Origin of the sequence: Pseudidiomarina atlantica, from assembly GCF_000753735.1 — a bacterium.
GTDB lineage: Bacteria > Pseudomonadota > Gammaproteobacteria > Enterobacterales > Alteromonadaceae > Pseudidiomarina > Pseudidiomarina atlantica.
Window position 1 is genome coordinate 78,494 of sequence record NZ_JPIN01000007.1, and the last position, 17,200, is coordinate 95,693.

At 51.1% G+C, this 17,200-nt stretch carries 15 protein-coding genes and 1 other RNA gene; 5 read left to right on the plus strand and 11 right to left on the minus strand.

Features of this window, described 5'->3' with window-relative positions:
• Nucleotides 1–70: 70 nt before the first annotated feature.
• The 3 genes from ffs to IDAT_RS07585 form a co-directional block, all read right to left on the minus strand.
• Nucleotides 71–167, minus strand: an RNA gene (ffs, locus tag IDAT_RS13140) — signal recognition particle sRNA small type.
• Nucleotides 168–261: 94 nt separating this feature from the next.
• On the minus strand, nt 262–1,008 hold the full coding sequence (locus tag IDAT_RS07580; RefSeq protein ID WP_034732462.1) for an enoyl-CoA hydratase: 747 nt from the start codon (nt 1,006–1,008) through the stop codon (nt 262–264).
• Between the two features lie 11 nt (nt 1,009–1,019).
• Entirely contained in the window at nt 1,020–2,108 is a 1,089-nt protein-coding gene (locus tag IDAT_RS07585) for a ketoacyl-ACP synthase III (protein WP_034732472.1), read from the minus strand.
• 112 nt (nt 2,109–2,220) lie between these two features.
• Here IDAT_RS07585 and IDAT_RS07590 point away from each other — a divergent pair, with 112 nt between their 5' ends.
• Genes IDAT_RS07590 through IDAT_RS07605 form a run of 4 tightly spaced genes read left to right on the plus strand, consistent with a single transcriptional unit; the run spans nt 2,221 to nt 6,193 of the window.
• Nucleotides 2,221–3,336: a methyltransferase gene (locus tag IDAT_RS07590; protein ID WP_034732745.1), complete on the plus strand. Its 1,116-nt coding sequence runs from the start codon at nt 2,221–2,223 to the stop codon at nt 3,334–3,336.
• A 25-nt stretch (nt 3,337–3,361) separates the two neighbouring features.
• The gene (locus tag IDAT_RS07595) at nt 3,362–3,952 is read left to right on the plus strand and encodes a peptidylprolyl isomerase (protein ID WP_034732474.1); all 591 of its coding nucleotides are present in this window, start codon (nt 3,362–3,364) and stop codon (nt 3,950–3,952) included.
• An 8-nt stretch (nt 3,953–3,960) separates the two neighbouring features.
• Nucleotides 3,961–5,316 (plus strand): AmpG family muropeptide MFS transporter, encoded by a 1,356-nt coding sequence (locus IDAT_RS07600; protein ID WP_034732475.1) that lies wholly within the window; start codon nt 3,961–3,963, stop codon nt 5,314–5,316.
• Entirely contained in the window at nt 5,303–6,193 is an 891-nt protein-coding gene (locus IDAT_RS07605) for a ketopantoate reductase family protein (RefSeq protein WP_034732477.1), read from the plus strand. The genes IDAT_RS07600 and IDAT_RS07605 overlap by 14 nt, the downstream gene beginning before the upstream one ends.
• Here the strand turns inward: IDAT_RS07605 and ribBA are convergent.
• Genes ribBA through glyA form a run of 4 tightly spaced genes read right to left on the minus strand, consistent with a single transcriptional unit; the run spans nt 6,168 to nt 10,168 of the window.
• On the minus strand, nt 6,168–7,292 hold the full coding sequence (gene ribBA, locus IDAT_RS07610) for a bifunctional 3,4-dihydroxy-2-butanone-4-phosphate synthase/GTP cyclohydrolase II (RefSeq protein WP_034732479.1): 1,125 nt from the start codon (nt 7,290–7,292) through the stop codon (nt 6,168–6,170). The genes IDAT_RS07605 and ribBA overlap by 26 nt on opposite strands.
• A complete protein-coding gene (gene ribD, locus IDAT_RS07615) occupies nt 7,289–8,419 on the minus strand; it encodes a bifunctional diaminohydroxyphosphoribosylaminopyrimidine deaminase/5-amino-6-(5-phosphoribosylamino)uracil reductase RibD (RefSeq protein WP_034732480.1) in 1,131 nt (376 codons plus the stop codon). Before ribD ends, ribBA begins: the two co-directional genes overlap by 4 nt.
• A 4-nt stretch (nt 8,420–8,423) precedes the next feature.
• Nucleotides 8,424–8,873: a transcriptional regulator NrdR gene (nrdR, locus tag IDAT_RS07620; protein ID WP_034732483.1), complete on the minus strand. Its 450-nt coding sequence runs from the start codon at nt 8,871–8,873 to the stop codon at nt 8,424–8,426.
• A 38-nt stretch (nt 8,874–8,911) separates the two neighbouring features.
• Entirely contained in the window at nt 8,912–10,168 is a 1,257-nt protein-coding gene (gene glyA / locus IDAT_RS07625; RefSeq protein WP_034732484.1) for a serine hydroxymethyltransferase, read from the minus strand.
• A gap of 149 nt (nt 10,169–10,317) precedes the next feature.
• Between glyA and ettA the strand changes: the two genes are divergently transcribed.
• A complete protein-coding gene (ettA, locus tag IDAT_RS07630; protein WP_034732746.1) occupies nt 10,318–11,982 on the plus strand; it encodes an energy-dependent translational throttle protein EttA in 1,665 nt (554 codons plus the stop codon).
• Nucleotides 11,983–12,020: 38 nt separating this feature from the next.
• Here the strand turns inward: ettA and IDAT_RS07635 are convergent, their stop codons facing one another.
• From IDAT_RS07635 to IDAT_RS07650, 4 genes are all read right to left on the minus strand, one after another.
• Entirely contained in the window at nt 12,021–14,324 is a 2,304-nt protein-coding gene (locus IDAT_RS07635) for an acyl-CoA dehydrogenase (protein WP_034732486.1), read from the minus strand.
• A 13-nt stretch (nt 14,325–14,337) separates the two neighbouring features.
• A complete protein-coding gene (psrA, locus tag IDAT_RS07640; RefSeq protein WP_034732747.1) occupies nt 14,338–14,985 on the minus strand; it encodes a TetR family transcriptional repressor PsrA in 648 nt (215 codons plus the stop codon).
• 82 nt (nt 14,986–15,067) lie between these two features.
• Nucleotides 15,068–15,916, minus strand: coding sequence for a 3-deoxy-8-phosphooctulonate synthase (gene kdsA / locus IDAT_RS07645; RefSeq protein WP_051986669.1), 849 nt, complete (start codon nt 15,914–15,916; stop codon nt 15,068–15,070).
• 12 nt (nt 15,917–15,928) lie between these two features.
• Nucleotides 15,929–17,179: a DUF819 family protein gene (locus IDAT_RS07650; protein ID WP_034732490.1), complete on the minus strand. Its 1,251-nt coding sequence runs from the start codon at nt 17,177–17,179 to the stop codon at nt 15,929–15,931.
• Between the last annotated feature and the right edge of the window lie 21 nt (nt 17,180–17,200).

The following is a 17,200-nucleotide window of genomic DNA, read 5'->3' on the forward strand; positions in this document are numbered from 1 at the left end:
AGCAAAGCAATACTTTGCAGCACCCTAACGAATAACGAGGAACGATGAACAGGGTTTAGAAGGGTGGCGGCCCTGCCAGCCGCACCCCGGCACACACTACCCTAGCTACGGCTGCTCCCTTCCGGGCCTGACCGAGTTCACCAGTTCGTGTTGCGGGGGGACCAACAGGACCACCATAACGGCGCGCATTATCCCTGATCGAAGCGGCAGTCGCAAGGGCAAAGCTTGCGTCTGCTCAGCTTTTGTACGATCTCGACCAGACTAACGCTTTTTATGTAATTTTTGCGCAATAGCTTCGCGCGCAGCATCCGAGTGTAGTGCTTTTATAAACACCTTTGCTTCGCGAGCAATGCGATCGGCAACATTTTCATAGGGTTGCTTCATCAATTGCTTACTGGCGCGCAAGCCACTCACCGGTTTGGCGGCAAATTTCGCCGCGAGTTCAGCTGTCGCATCGGCCAGACTATCGCTCGCCACAACTTTGCTTACTAAGCCATAGCTCAAGGCTGTTGTCGCATCAATGGTTTCACCCAGTAACAACAACTCTGCGGCACGTAAGTGGCCACATAGCAATGGCAGTAACTGACTGGAAGCAGCTTCTGGCACTAATCCCAAGTGAATAAATGGCAGCGCGAATTGCGCCTGTTCGCCACTGAGTACCATGTCGCAATGGAGCAAAATGGTGGTGCCAATGCCGATAACCGCACCATCAACGCTGGCAATCACTGGCACTGTCAAACGGCTTAACGTATACAAGAAAACGAACGGTGGTGATGATTCGTTCAGTTCTTCCGATTGAAGGAAATCATGTAAGTCATTACCCGCCGAAAAACTTCCCCCCGCACCTTGCAACACGACAGCCGCCACACTCGTGTCGCGTTCAGCTTGTTCTAGGGCGTGCGCCATATCCAAATACATTTGTTGGGTAATCGCATTCTTTTTTTCGGGACGGTTCAACGTGATCCAAACAATACCGTCGCGTTGTTCCACTAACACCTGTTCGTTCATACTACTTGTTCCTATTCGCCGCGGCGTTGCCAAGCTAATTTGGTACCTTCGTGCAGCGGCAAAATTAAATCAAGGGCCGTTTGACCATCGTCCGCGAGTTGCTCATCGTTAGGACGAATGGGGGTCACGCGTTGTCCCCATTTAATAATGCCTGCGCCGCAGGTCAAGCCACCACCGAACACTGCCGACACAATGGTATCGCCAGGTTTAACGATGCCCTGTTCTACAGCTTCACAGAAGGCAATGGGCAAAGTCGCTGAAGAGGTATTGCCGTACTTTTGAATATTAATAACGGTCTTCTCTTCCGGCACTTTGCACATTTTGGCCAGATAATCGATCAGACGCTTATTGGCTTGATGCGGAATCAACGAGTCGATGTCGTCGGTGGTCAAACCCGTTTCCGCGAACACCTTCTCAACTGCGGTATTCATGCCTTTGACTGCGCGTTTAAAGATTTCCTGACCAATAAAGTTGAACGGCATAATGCCATCGAAACCAAAGCGGTCGAAACTTAGGCCAAATTCAAGTGCTAGTACGTCACGCGCATCCGCATCACAGGACACATGCGAAGCCAATAAACCAGCTTCATTTTCACTCGCTTCCAGCACCATCGCCCCAGCACCATCACCAAACAGCACTGCACTCTCACGCTTGGTCCAATCGAGAATTCGCGTTAGGCGCTCAGCGCCGATGATCAGTACTTTTTTGTGTGCACCTGTGCGTATCGCTTGCGTCGCAAAGTGCATACCATAGAGAAAACTACTACAGGCGGCATTAAGGTCAAACGCCGCAGCGTTCTTTGCGCCTAAGTCACGTTGGACGGCCGAAGCAATATTTGGAATGATTTCGTCTGGGGTACAAGTACCCACGAGAACCAAGTCGATTTCTTCTGGGTCAAGACCTGCGGCAGCCAGTGCATTACGCCCAGCCACAGTCGCAAGCTTTGATGTGCCAACCGCGCTGACACGGCGCTCTTCAATACCGGTACGGGTACGGATCCACTCGTCAGAAGTATCCAGAAACGTGGCTAAATCGTCGTTGGTCATCACAGCCGGCGGTAAACACTTACCCCAGCCAGTAATCTCTGCGTATATTTTCACTAGTTAAAACCTATAGTCACATCACGTTTTTCGCTATCATAGCACGATTGTTACAAAGAGAAATGTCCGACCAATGGCAAAACCATACTCTCGACACACCGCGCCGACTTTAATGCAAACCCCCGCAGGACGCTGGCAGCTCTATCGCTATCCACGTCGAACCAGCGACCCTCTGCAAGCATGGGATGCCGCTGATGAATTACTCCACGAGCGTTGGGTCCGTGCCGAACAAGCGGGTCAGCAATGGCAATTCCCGCTGCTGATCAATGATGCCTTCGGTGCCCTACTGATGCCAGTGGCGCATTTACAGGTTGCCAGCAGTAGTGATTCGCGCGTGACCGAACTGGGTCAGCGTGCCAATTTAGCCGACAATCAGCTCGCCTCGACTCTAACCCAACTCGATCCGCTGGCAACTATGCCAGCAACGACTGATGTGGTGTTACTGAAACTCCCGAAGAGCCAAAGTTTGCTGCAACTGCAACTGGCAAAACTGAGTGCTGAGATCGCCCCCGGTACGCCTATTTTGGCGGCCGCAAAAAGCAAACTATTTACCCCAAGTGTACGCCAACTATTCGAGCGCTATTGCGACTCGGTTGAGGTCTCGCTGATTGAACGTAAATGCCGTGTGCTGACGGCAACCATCAAATCACAGCCTTTCGAACTTGGCGCTTTTATTGAGCAATGGCATGCCGCCGAATACGACCTACAGCTTGCCAATTACGCCGGTACCTTTGCGCGCAATCAACTTGATATTGGCGCCCGACTGTTGCTCGAAAATCTGCCGCCTAGTGGCGCCGACAATGTCATCGATCTCGGTTGTGGCAACGGGGTGCTCGGTATTCTCTACGCGCGCCGCTCACCTACGAGTAAGGTCACTTGGGTGGACGAGTCGCATCTCGCGATTGCCTCATGTCAGGCGAACATTGCGAGTAACCTCGGCGCTAACGACAACTACCAAACCCGCGTTGATGACTGTTTGAGTCAGCAGGCATCTGAGAGCGCCGACTTAATTCTGTGTAATCCGCCCTTTCACCAAGAACATACGATAACCGAGCACATCGCACGACAAATGTTTCGTGATGCGCTACGCGTGCTGCGTAAAGGTGGTGAAATGCGGGTGGTCGCCAATCGTCATCTGCCGTATTATCATCCATTAAAACGTCTATTCAGCCATGTTCAGCAAATAGCCAGCAATAGTAAATTCGTGGTTTACAGCTGTATTAACTAACGTGAAATGAGAGTCAATGATAACTATGAAATCACTCATCAACAGCCTGCTTTTAAGTATTAGCTTGCTAGCTGCTCCGCTTAGCGCCCAAGAAATTCAACCCGACAATCCTTTTCCGCGGGTGAAGTTCACCACCAGCCATGGCGAAATCGTCGTTGAGCTGAATCGACACAGAGCGCCGCTCACGGTAAAAAACTTTCTTAAATTTGTCGACATTGGCAGTTATAACGGCACCATTTTTCATCGCATAGTGCCCGGTTTTGTGGTGCAAGGCGGTGGTTACGATGCCGAACTGCGTGCCAAAACCACAGGGTCGCCGATTCCTAACGAATCTGGCAATGGCCTCAAGAATAAGTACGGTACCATCGCGATGGCACGCGAAACTGACCCTCACACGGCAACACGTCAGTTCTTTTTTAATGTTCAAGACAATCCTTCCCTCGACCCAGAAGATGGTTGGGGCTACGCTGTTTTTGGTAGTATCGTCAGTGGCTACGAAACGCTGGAAAAGCTGGCTGAGGTGGAATCACAGCCCTTCCACGCAGCAACTGGCTGGCGCGACTACCCGACGGAACCACCAGTGCTGATTCGCGCTGAAATTCTCCCACCTCAATAGGCGCCACGATGGCTAACGAAACTGCCAATCAACCTTGGTATAAAGACTTTCGTGTTTACTTAGAGCCGCGCATTTGGGTTATCTTCTTATTCGGTCTAATGAGCGGTTTCCCCTGGGTCCTGATTGGCTCAATGCTCTCTGCTTGGTTGCAAGAAGCTGGGGTTGCGCGCAGTGAGATCGGCTTATTTGGTATGGTCTTTGTGGCCTATTCAGTTAACGCCCTATGGTCCCCTTTTGTCGACCGCGTCAAACTACCACTGCTCCAGCGTTGGCTCGGTCAACGCCGCAGCTGGCTTGCTTTGTGTTTGTTCGTACTCATCGTGACCACCTTGGGTATGAGCACACTTGATCTTGCCACTCAAGCGTTCTGGGTGGCGTGCGGTGCGCTAGCGATTGCAGTCGCCTCGGCCACCCAAGACGTTGCTATTGACGCTTTTCGCATCGAGAGTTTTGGGCAGCATGAAGGGCACCTGCAATCGGCCGGTGCGGCCATGGCGACTGCCGGCTGGTGGACAGGTTACAGCGGCTTGGGCGCGCTGCCCTTCTTCTTGGTAGACGGCACCACCTGGGACTGGCAAGCCGCCTATAAAGTCATGGCCGTCGTGCTGCTGGTGCAACTTGCGGTTGTGCTTATGGTGCGTGAATCAACTCGTTATCGTGCGCAACTTAAACCATTTGAGCGGTGGCAAGACTGGTTTCGTACTACTCTTTATGAACCGGTTGCCGAATTTTTTCGCCGCACTGGCTGGCAGCTCGCATTTGCCATTTTAAGCTTTATTTTTCTATTCAAGATCGGTGAAGCCTTTCTCGGCCGCATGAGCATTGTGTTCTATAAAGAAATCGGCTTTACCAACGATGACATCGCCATCTATTCGAAAATGGTGAACTGGTGGGTGACCATTATTTTTGCCATCATCGGTAGTCTGGTGAATGTACGGTTGGGTACCATGCGCGGTTTGCTGATTGGCGGCATCGCCATGGCCGCCAGTAACCTAATGTTTGCGTGGATCGCTGCAGTCGGCCCAGATACCAACTTGTTGTTAGCCGCAGTCATTATTGATGGCTTCACCGGTGCTTGGTCGACGGTCGCTTTTGTCGCCTTTATCAGTTTGCTCTGTAATCGCGCGTTTACCGCCACCCAATACGCGCTACTCGCCTCTTTGGGCAACCTCGGTCGCACCTTCTTGTCATCCTACAGTGGCTTTGTGGTCGACTGGCTGGATGGCGACTGGTCATTATTCTTTATTTTGACTGCGGTGATGGTAACCCCGGGATTGTTGCTGCTGATTCTCTTGCGCAAAGCCTTGCACCGTATCGAGGCGCCAACAACCTATGAAGCCGAGCAGGAACATGGCCGCAACTAGCGAATTGCCATGGCTAGTGATTGGGCAAGGTGCACTTGGCAGCCTGATGGCGGTGCGCCTCGCCCAACAGCAACACCAGGTCGCTATTAAGCTGCGCGATACATCGGTTAACAGCGTCGCCATAACCGAGCAGCAACAAACCTATCGTTTTAACGCGTGTGCAGAACTCACTACCCCTGCGATCATCTTTGCCGCGGTGAAAGCCTATCAAGTAGAAGCTTTGTTGCAGGAGCTCCTGTCGGTACCGGAATTTGCCAACAGTCAACTCATTCTGAGTTACAACGGAATGCTCAGCAATGAGGGCTCGCTCATTCCCTCGCACGCATTGCATTGGGTCACAACTCACGGCGCTTATCGAGATAACACGCAGCTTGTGCATGCTGGGCACGGTCAAAGTTGGCTCGGTTGGCACGCGGGGAATAACCCACAGCCCGCATGTTTTGAGACATTGGCCACAGCGCTGCCACCCTTGCGATGGCAAACTAATATCCAGCAACGCCGTTGGCACAAGCTAGCGATCAATTGTTTAATCAATCCGTTCACCGTGCTTTATCATTGTCGAAATGGTGCTTTAGAGCATTTAGTTAAGCCACAACAATGGCAGCAATTGGCAACTGAAATTGTCGCGCTTGCGGAGCAACATGGCGTACACCTACAAGTGGCTGAAATTTTGCAACAAACACGCCAAGTGGTGCAGCAAACTGCGGCAAATCGTTCGTCAATGTTACAAGATTTTGAACAGGGTCGATTGCTAGAGATTGGCTATTTGAATGGTTTTGTGGCGACTGCGAGTGCAGCCGCCGGACTCGCTGCACCTGCTAACCATGCGTTATGGCAACAAGTGCAAGATGCTATTGATGGTCGGGATCTTCAATAAAGTCTACAACTTCCAAGCCAAAGCCTGACAAGGCGGTGTATCGCTTCGGTGTGCTCAGCAAGTGCATCTTGTGAATACCTAAATCAGCCAGGATCTGTGAACCAATACCCACGCTACGCGATGCATTTGACGCCGCCGCGGTCGGCTTGCGTTCGCCCCGATCTTCTTCGGCAAAACTACGCACCTGCTCTAGAATGTCATCGGCCGTTTGCGTGCGACCAATCACCACTAACACGCCACCGTGCTGACCGAGAAACTCCATCGCATGACCAAGCGGCCAACTACGTTGCGTTGCTCGGTCGGTCGCAAACAAATCATTAAAGGTATCTTGCAAATGCACTCGCACGTTGATTGCCTGCTCAGGGTCAATGGTGCCATTGATCAAGGCAAAATGGACTTGCTTGTCGATGGTATCTTGGTACGTGATCAGTTCAAATTCACCAAAACGGGTCGGTAAGCGGCATTGGGCTTGACGTTCAACAGTCTTTTCCTGTAGCGAGCGATACTCGATTAAGTCCGCAATGGTACCGATTTTCAAATCATGCTCAGCCGCGAATTTCTCTAGATCTGGACGGCGTGCCATGGTGCCGTCTTCGTTGAGGACTTCAACAATCACCGCAGCTGGCTCATAGCCTGCCAAACGCGCCAAATCACAACCGGCTTCGGTATGTCCTGCCCGATTGAGTACGCCGCCCGACTTAGCTTTAAGCGGAAAGATATGACCAGGCATGACCAAATCATCAGGTTTGGCCTGCGGCGCTACGGCAGCTTGCACTGTGCGCGCCCGATCGGCTGCCGAGATCCCCGTGGTCACACCGTCAGCGGCTTCTATCGAAACCGTAAAATTCGTCGCATAGGGCGCATTATTTTGGTTCACCATCAATGGCAAACGCAGCTGTTCGCAACGCTCTTCAGTGAGCGTTAAACAAATCAATCCACGCCCATAGCGCGCCATAAAGTTGATCGCTTCAGGAGTTATCCGCTCGGCAGCAATGATTAAGTCGCCCTCATTCTCGCGATCTTCGTCGTCCATCAAGATCACCATTTTGCCTTGGCGAATATCTTCAATGATTTCGGCGGCGCTATTGAGTTGACTCACGATGTTACCTCTCCTCTCGCCATGACACTGCGGTGCAGTGGCAAAGCATTAATGCGAATATCCTCACCCAACCGAGTGAAGCTTTGAAAGTGCAATTGTGGCACGTGCTCGAGCTGCGAAAACTCCGGCAGCTGCAGTAAACCACGGCTACTGTCACCTAAGAGTTTAGGCGCCATGTAAATAACGTATTCGTCGACCAGATCGGCACTCACCAGAGCCCCAGCAAGCTCGGCCCCACATTCTGTCCAGACCTCGTTGATTTGTTGCTGTGCCAGCTCTGCCAACACGCTTTGTAGCGGCAAACGCTGCTGCGCACTGGGGACGCGTAGCGTTTGCACATGGGCCGGCCAGTGTGCGCGATCTTCAACAGTGGCATCTACTACGCGCAGAACCGGCGTTGAGATCGCAAAAAAAGGATGGTCGACGGCGACTTCCGCACGACGATCTAATAACACCCGCAACGGCTGTTGTTGCGCTTCTGGGTGGCGCGCGGTCATCCGTGCTTGGTCCATTAACACCGTGCGGGCACTTGTGAGCACTGCACCACTGCAGGCTCTATAACGGTGCACATCTAACCGTGCTTGTTCGCCCGTGATCCATTGGCTGCGACCATTACTGAGTGCCGTGCGCCCATCGAGACTCATGGCCATTTTCAAGCGCACCCACGGCAACTGCCGTTCCATGCGCGAAATAAAACCAAGGTTAAGTTGTCGTGCCGCGGTTTCTAATACGCCGACATCAACTTGAATACCCGCCGCGCGAAGGCGTTCAATGCCTTGCCCGGCAACCAAGGGGTTCGGATCTTGCAGCGCCACGACCACGCGGCTCACTTTAGCTTTGATGAGACCGTCGGCACACGGCGGCGTGCGACCGAAGTGGCTACAAGGTTCAAGGGTGACATAGGCCGTTGCGCCGTGCGCGCGCGCGCCGGCCTCACGCAGCGCAAATACCTCGGCATGAGGTTCGCCGGGGCGTTCATGGTAACCACTGCCTACAACTTCCTGTTGCGCCACAATCACACAGCCCACACAGGGGTTTGGCGCAGCGGTAAAGCGCCCACGTTCAGCGAGAGTGAGCGCCATTTGCATGAAATGGTTATCGAGATGAGCTTGCGCAGCGTCAGTCATAGAACTAATCGTTTAAGCGAGCGATTTCTTCACCGAATTCGCGAATGTCATCGAATGCACGGTACACCGAAGCAAAACGTATGTAAGCCACTTTGTCGATGGCTTTTAAGTTTTCCATCACTAAACCACCGATAACCTGACTGGTAATTTCACGCTCACCGGTTGCGCGCAGTGCAGACTTCACGTTTTGAATGGCTTGCTCCATGGATTCAACGCTTACTGGGCGTTTTTCCAAAGCGCGTAGCAGGCCATTGCGAAGCTTGTCTTCATTAAACGGCTCGCGGGAACCATCGGATTTGATCACGCGTGGCATGACCAACTCAGCGGTTTCAAAGGTAGTGAAACGTTCCTTACAGGCATTGCATTCGCGGCGACGTCGCACCGATGCACCATCGGACACGAGGCGTGAATCGATGACTTTGGTGTCTTGGGTGTCACAAAACGGGCAATGCATAGTTACACTCCACTACCTAATCTTAGTTGTCTTAACGCCTATGCGTAGACTGGGAATTTCGCGCACAACGCTTTCACCTGCTCGCGTACGCTGGCAATGGTTTCTTCGTTGTTGATGTCATCTAGCACATCACAAATCCAGTTCGCGACCTGCTCAGCTTCAGCTTGCTTGAAACCGCGGCGGGTAATCGCTGGCGTGCCCAAACGTAAACCTGAAGTGACAAAGGGTGAACGCGGATCGTTCGGTACCGAGTTTTTGTTCACGGTGATGTAAGCGTTACCAAGTGCCGCATCAGCATCCTTACCGGTGATGTCTTTGTCGATGAGATCGACCAAGAACAAATGATTCTGCGTGCCTCCTGAAACAATCTTGTAGCCGCGCTCTTGCATCACTTTCACCATCGCATTGGCGTTATCCAGCACTTGTTGCTGATACGCCTTGAATTCTGGCTCCATGGCTTCTTTAAAAGCTACAGCTTTAGCCGCAATCACGTGGCACAACGGACCACCTTGACTGCCTGGGAATACACCGCTGTTCAGCTTTTTGTGCAAGGCTTCGTCGTCTTTACCTGACAAGATTAAACCACTGCGTGGACCAGCAAGGGTCTTATGCGTCGTAGTAGTCACCACGTCGGCGAACGGAATCGGACTCGGGTACAAACCAGCAGCGACTAAACCAGCAACGTGTGCCATATCGACTAACAAGTAGGCACCTACTTCGTCAGCGATTTCACGGAATTTCGCCCAGTCAACGATACCTGAGTAAGCTGAGAAACCAGCGACAATCATTTTCGGCTTATGTTCAAGCGCTAATGCACGCACTTCAGCGTAATCGATTTCACCAGTGCTTTCATCGAGGCCATACTGCACCGCGTTGTAGAGTTTACCTGAGAAATTAACGCCAGAACCGTGCGTCAAGTGACCACCATGCGCCAGGCTCATGCCCAACACGGTGTCACCAGCTTCAAGTAAAGCTAAGAACACGGCTGAGTTCGCCTGCGAGCCCGCGTGCGGCTGCACGTTGGCATATTTAGCACCGAACAATTGCTTGGCACGTTCAATCGCTAAATCTTCAACCATGTCGACGTATTCGCAACCGCCGTAATAGCGTTTGTGCGGATAGCCTTCAGCATATTTATTGGTCAGCTGTGAGCCCTGTGCTTGTAACACGCGTGGACTGGTGTAGTTCTCAGATGCGATCATTTCAATGTGTTGCTCTTGACGCTCGACCTCGCCAGTCATGGCTTGCCAGAGTTCAGCATCGTAATCGGCAATATTCATGGTGTTCTTTAACATCGGGGCTCCTGACTTCTTTGCAGACATTCTATGCGGACAACAATCGGCACGTAGTTTACCAATATACTTGGGTTCACGCCAACTTAAGGGTTAAAATAAGCACTTTATTCATGCCTGACTTAGGCCTAACTGAGGAATGGTTTGCTGCTATGGCGCAATATATCTATTCAATGTCGCGGGTGAGCAAAGTTGTCCCGCCGAAAAAGACTATCTTAAAAGACATTTCGTTGTCGTTTTTCCCGGGCGCTAAAATTGGCGTCTTGGGTCTCAACGGTGCCGGTAAATCAACCCTACTGCGCATCATGGCGGGTGTCGACACAGAAATCGACGGCGAAGCGCGCCCACTGGCTGGGATTCAAATTGGTTACCTGCCGCAGGAGCCACAACTTGATGAGAGTAAAACGGTCCGTGAAACCGTTGAAGAAGCCGTTGCTGAAGTAAAAAACGCGCTGACTGAACTCGATGAAGTCTATGCTGCCTATGCCGACGAAAACGCCGACTTCGATGCGCTAGCGAAACGCCAAGGCGAACTGGAAGCCATTATTCAAGCCAAAGATGGCCACAACCTCGATAACATTCTCGAACGTGCCGCCGACGCCCTGCGCTTACCGCCGTGGGACAGCAAGATTGGCGTGCTATCAGGTGGTGAACGCCGCCGCGTGGCAATTTGTCGTCTATTGCTAAGCAAACCCGACATGTTGTTGCTCGACGAACCGACCAACCACTTAGATGCCGAGTCCGTCGCCTGGCTTGAACGCTTCTTACACGATTACGATGGGACCGTGGTAGCTATCACCCACGACCGTTACTTCCTCGATAACGTTGCCGGTTGGATCCTTGAACTTGACCGTGGCTATGGCATTCCTTGGGAAGGCAACTACTCGTCTTGGTTGGAGCAAAAAGAGAAGCGACTTGAGCAAGAAGAGAAAGCTGAACAAGCACGCCAGCGCAGTATTAAACAAGAACTTGAATGGGTTCGACAAAATCCGAAAGGCCGCCAAGCGAAGAGCAAAGCGCGGATGGCTCGCTTTGAAGAGCTACAAAGTGGCGATTACCAAAAACGCAATGAAACCAATGAACTCTTCATTCCACCAGGTCCACGCCTCGGTGATAAGGTGCTAGAAGTCAATCACTTAAGCAAAGCTTATGACAACCGCGTGTTGATTGATGACTTAAGTTTCAGCGTACCTAAGGGCGCGATTGTCGGCATCATCGGTCCAAACGGCGCAGGTAAATCAACGTTATTCCGCATGATCACGGGTAAAGAGCAGCCTGATTCGGGCACGGTTGAGCTTGGTGAAACGGTACAACTTGCCAGTGTCGACCAGTTCCGCGACGACATGAACGACAGCAACACCGTATGGCAAGAAATTTCAGATGGTCAGGACATTCTGCGTATTGGCAACTTTGAAATTAACAGCCGCGCCTACGTTGGACGCTTTAATTTCCGCGGCAACGATCAGCAAAAACGCATCGGTGAACTTTCAGGTGGTGAGCGTAACCGTGTACACCTCGCGAAACTGCTAAAAGCCGGCGGTAACCTGTTGCTGCTCGATGAACCGACCAACGACCTCGACGTGGAAACGCTGCGGGCATTAGAAAACGCCTTATTGGAGTTCCCTGGTTCAGCGATGATTATCTCGCACGACCGTTGGTTCCTTGACCGTGTCGCTACCCACATTCTGGATTATCGCGATGAAGGTCAGATCAACTTCTACGAAGGTAACTACACGGACTATGAAGCTTACATGAAGCAAACTCATGGTGAGCAAGCGATGGAACCGCATCGCGTACGGTATAAACCAATCGCTTAATCCGCACGCTACGGTCAGTCCTATGGCAGCGGCGTTCGCTACTTAGCGAACGCCTTTTTTTCGAGGGTACCTGGGGCAAATTGATCAACCGCGATCGCTGTCAAACGCAACTGCTCCACTTTCTTGATAACTTTGGCTTCGTCAGCACTGAGTAACTCAGCTTTGCGCGCGGCTTTGACCAGTTCATCGCCGGCTAAATCCGGTGGAATCTCGCCGCGTTTTTCAGCTTTCTGCAGACGTTTATAAACAGCTTCGTTTTCTTTCATTGCCAAAAATGCCAACTCCATATGGCCGGTCATGTCTTTTGCATCGTCCTTCCAGTAGCACAAGAAGGTATGACGGTCACGTGTCGCCCCAGGCACCATCATATCATCCGCAATAGCTTGCAATTGTGCATCTTGTGGAGCAGCAAAATGAATTCCGAACGGGAATACTGCAAGACGCAACGTCCATGCGACAAAGCGGTTCGGGAAATTGTTGAAAAAGCCACGGAACGCCTCTGCGATAAGATGTAAGTGACGTTGAACCGCATACTCGACATAAGCAAGATCACCGTGCTGACGGCCGTCATCTTCATAACGTTTCAGCACTGCCGAAGCCATGTAAAGGTGACTCAATACATCGCCCAACCGCGCCGATAACATTTCTTTACGCTTCAGATCGCCACCTAGGGTTAGCATTGCCACGTCTGCGGTTAACGCCAATGCACGGCTCAAACGGGTTAAATGCTGATAGTACTTACTGGTTGGTCCGCTCACTGGTGAACCAACAAATCGCGAACCGGTCAAGCCCATTGCCAAGCAGCCAAAGAAGTTACTAGAACCAAACGCCAAATGCTTCATCAGCAACCCGTCGAAATCTTTTAATCCTTGCTCTTCATCGGGGTTCGCTGCCGCATCCATTTCTTTCAGTACATAAGGATGACAGCGCGTGGCGCCCTGCCCGAAGATCATTAAGTTACGAGTTAGAATGTTGGCACCCTCAACCGTAATGGAGATAGGTGTGGCCATGTAACCATGCCCAAGATAATTCTTTGGACCCAACTGAATCCCTTTACCGGCATGAATATCCATCGCGTCTTCCATGATTTGCCGACCCATTTCGGTCATGTGGTACTTGGTCATCGCCGTGATGACCGATGGACTCTTACCTGCACAGAGGGATTCAACCGTAAGGCGACGCATGGATTCGACACTATAGTTCAAGCCACCAATCCGGCCCATTGCTTCCTGCACACCCTCAAACTTGCCAATCGGCAAGCCAAACTGCTGGCGTACATAGGCATAAGCACCGGTCATACGCTGTGCTACATGACCAGTAGCGGTCGCCAGCGCCGGCAAGGAAATACCCCGCCCTGCTGACAAGCACTCCATCAGCATGCGCCAGCCTTTACCAGCGTAATCTTGCCCACCGATAATCCAATCCAGTGGAATAAAAACGTCTTTGCCGTACGTGGTACCGTTCATGAAAGCTTGATTCAATGGCAAGTGACGTTCGCCAGTTTCTACGCCTGGGTGATTCGTTGGAATGAGCGCACAGGTGATACCAATATCTTCTTTTTCACCAATAAGGCCTTCAGGATCATAGAGTTTGAAAGCTAAACCCAGCACTGTCGCCACCGGTGCCAAAGTAATGTACCGCTTATCCCAATTTAAGCGAATGCCGACCACTTCTTTACCGTCATGCTCACCTTTACACACAATCCCCGTATCTGGGATTGCGCCGGCATCCGAGCCCGCTTCTGGGGCGGTCAGCGCAAAGCACGGAATGTCCGTGCCATCGGCCAAACGTGGCAGCCAATAGTTCTTCTGCTCATCGGTGCCGTAATGGGTGAGGAGTTCGCCCGGTCCTAAAGAGTTAGGCACCATAACGGTTACCGCAGCACTGATTGAGCGCGTGGCGATACGAGAAACGATGTAGGAGTTGGCAGCCGGCGAGAAATCTAAACCGCCAAATTCCTTGCCGATAATCATGGCAAAAAACTTCTCCTTGCGAATGTAATCCCACACCTTTTTCGGCAAGTCACGATCCTGTTGCACGATTTTAAAGTCGTCCAACATCGCCATCAGCGTTTCGAGTTGATTATCAATAAAGGCTTGTTCTTCTTCCGTAAACTGCGGTGGTTTATGGCTATGAAAACGCTGCCAATCCGGACGTCCGCTAAATAACTCGGCGTCCCACCAAACATCACCTGCGGTCATCGCCTCGCGCTCGGTTTGCGATAACGGCGGTAACACCCGCTTGAAGAATTTAAACATTGGCCGGCTGATTAAACTACGGCGAATTTCCTTTACCGCAAATAACAAAACTACGGCAACGATCAGGAGAATCAGAATTTCCATGATAGAACCTCGATTACTGTGCGACTGGTGTGTCGGTGGTGGCGTCCACGCCACCTGCTAAAAAGGGAATCAAGCGATCGATAACTTGGTCTGCAGCCACTGCTTCACCAAAATCAGCCGCCGCGATTTCACGCAACGCTGGCCCTGAGACTTGCGCAAACACCGTAGCACCAAGCACGAAGTGCAGCCGCCAGAACATGTCCACCGGGCTTAGCTGTGGATTTGCCTGATGCAAAGTTTCCAGCAACAACGCAATGACGTCGCCAAAATGTTCCATGGTGTAGCGGCGCAAATGCCCTTGTATTTCAGCATAGGCGAAACCCAGCAAACTGAGAAATAAAGTCGGGCCATGTTTGCGCACCTGGCCCATATCCGAAAGCGGCTTACGAAAACAGTTGAACACCTCACGCGTGGTGAAATTACCCGTTGCAGCGAGCTGTTCTAACTCAGTTTGCAAGGATGGCATAAACACTTCGAGATAACGCGCCATCACCGCTTGAATGAGTGATTTCTTCGAGCCGAAGTGATAATTGACGGAAGCGAGATTCACCTCTGCTTCTGTGGTGATTTGCCGCAACGACGTTTGTTCAAAGCCTTGTTCGGCGAACAAAGCCTCGGCTGCGTTTAAGATTTTTTCTTGCGTAGAAATACGCTTTGCCATGATAGCCACCGCTGTGAACATGCATTTAAAACATGCGTTTTAATTTATACAATGTTCCGCGGTGGTGCAAGGAAGAATACGTTTAGACCGTAGCCGTATCGAGTGGCGCAAAACCTTTCACTAGCTCATCTAGCGCCTGCATTTGCTGCAAATAAGGTTCTAATTTTGATAACGGCAACGCACAAGGTCCATCACATTTTGCTTGATCCGGATCAGGATGCGCTTCAATAAATAATCCAGCTAGCCCCAACGCCATGCCTGAGCGCGCCAATACTGCGGCTTGTGCGCGACGACCATCAGCCGAGTCGGCTCGGCCACCAGGACGCTGCAACGCATGCGTAGCATCAAAAATAACCGGAGCCATTTGGCGCATCTCGTCCATTCCCAGCATATCAACAACGAGATTATTGTAACCGAAGCAACTACCACGTTCGCACAGCATGACATTGTGGTTGTCAGCCTCCGCAAACTTTTTCAAAATGTGACGCATTTCTTGGGGCGCAAGAAATTGTGGCTTCTTCACATTGATCACGGCCTTGGTCTCTGCCATCGCGACAACTAAATCGGTTTGGCGCGCTAAAAACGCCGGCAACTGCAAAATATCAGCAACTTCTGCAACCGGTTTGGCCTGCTGTGGCTCATGTACGTCAGTGATAATTGGCACATTAAAAGTCCGTTTAATTTCAGCAAAAATCTCCAGTCCTTTATCGAGTCCAGGTCCACGATACGAATGAATCGACGAACGGTTGGCTTTGTCGAAACTCGCCTTAAACACGTACGGGATGCCAAGCTTCTCAGTCACTGCAACATAATGCTCCGCCACCCGCATTGCTAAATCGCGAGATTCAAGCACATTCATGCCGCCAAACAATACAAACGGCAAGTGGTTACCCACTTGCACCTTACCGACTTTAATGACTTCAGTATTAATCACGTTACATCCTTAGCCGTTCGCGATAACCCGTAAGATTTGTCCACAAATATAGGCCATGTAGGTACCAAGTGCGTAACCAAATACAGCGAGAAGAACGCCAACCGGTGCGAGCGACGGGTGAAATGCCGAGGCAACTACTGGCGCAGAAGCCGCACCACCTACGTTCGCTTGGCTCCCCACCGCCATATAAAACACTGGGGCTTTGAGCAAGCGCGCAACCAACAGCATCAATCCAGCATGGATCAGCATCCAGATAGCACCGATCAAGAAGTATTTTGGCACTTCAACAATAGCACTTACGTCCATATGCAAACCAATGGTCGCAACTAGGATATAGACAAACAAAGAGCCGATTTTCGAGGCACCAACGCCTTCGAGTTTGCGCGCGGGGGTAAAAGAAAGCGCTACGCCAACACTGGTTGCAATGACGATGAGCCAGAAGAATTTTTTGTCGAGACTAAAATCTTTCAACGCTGGAACGTTTTCGGCAATGAAAGGTGCTATGACATCGGCACCCCAGTGGCCTAGACCCGCCACACCAAAACCGACGGCAAGAATAAACACCAAATCTGGCAGCTTCGATTCGCGACGATGCTCAGCTTCATAGCTTTCGATACGCTGTTTAATGCTCTCAATTGCGCTGGTATCTGCACCAATACGAGCATCTATTTTCTTGCTATTTGCCGCCATATAGAGCAGCACCGCCATCCATAAATTGGCAACGATGATATCCACGGTCACCATCGCCGAGAAAATCTCGCCACCGACTTCGTAGACTTCTTTCATTGCCGCTTGGTTAGCACCACCACCGATCCAGCTACCAGCAATCGTCGTCATGCCTCGCCACACTGCGTCTGGACCGGCACCACCGAGCATTTCAGGAAAGACGATGGAAACCAGTAACAGCGCGATTGGACCGCCGATAACGATACCTAAAGTACCGGTCAAAAACAGAATGAGTAACTTTGGTCCGAGACGAATAATGGCTTTCAAGTCGAGACTCAAGGTTAACAACACTAAACAGGCAGGTAATAGGTAATCCATAACTAGCGGGTAAATGCCAGTCTCACTACCATTCACAACACCGAAAGTGTTTAACAGGGAAGGAATGAAATAACACAACAACAAAGCTGGAACGAAGGTATAGAATTTTTGCCAGAATGAACTGCTACTTTGCTGGGTGTAAAAAATACCGCCAAGAATGACGGCTAATAGGCCAAAAATAATACCGTCATTGGTAATTAAAGGTGTTGCTTCCACGACTACCTCTTATTGTTTTTA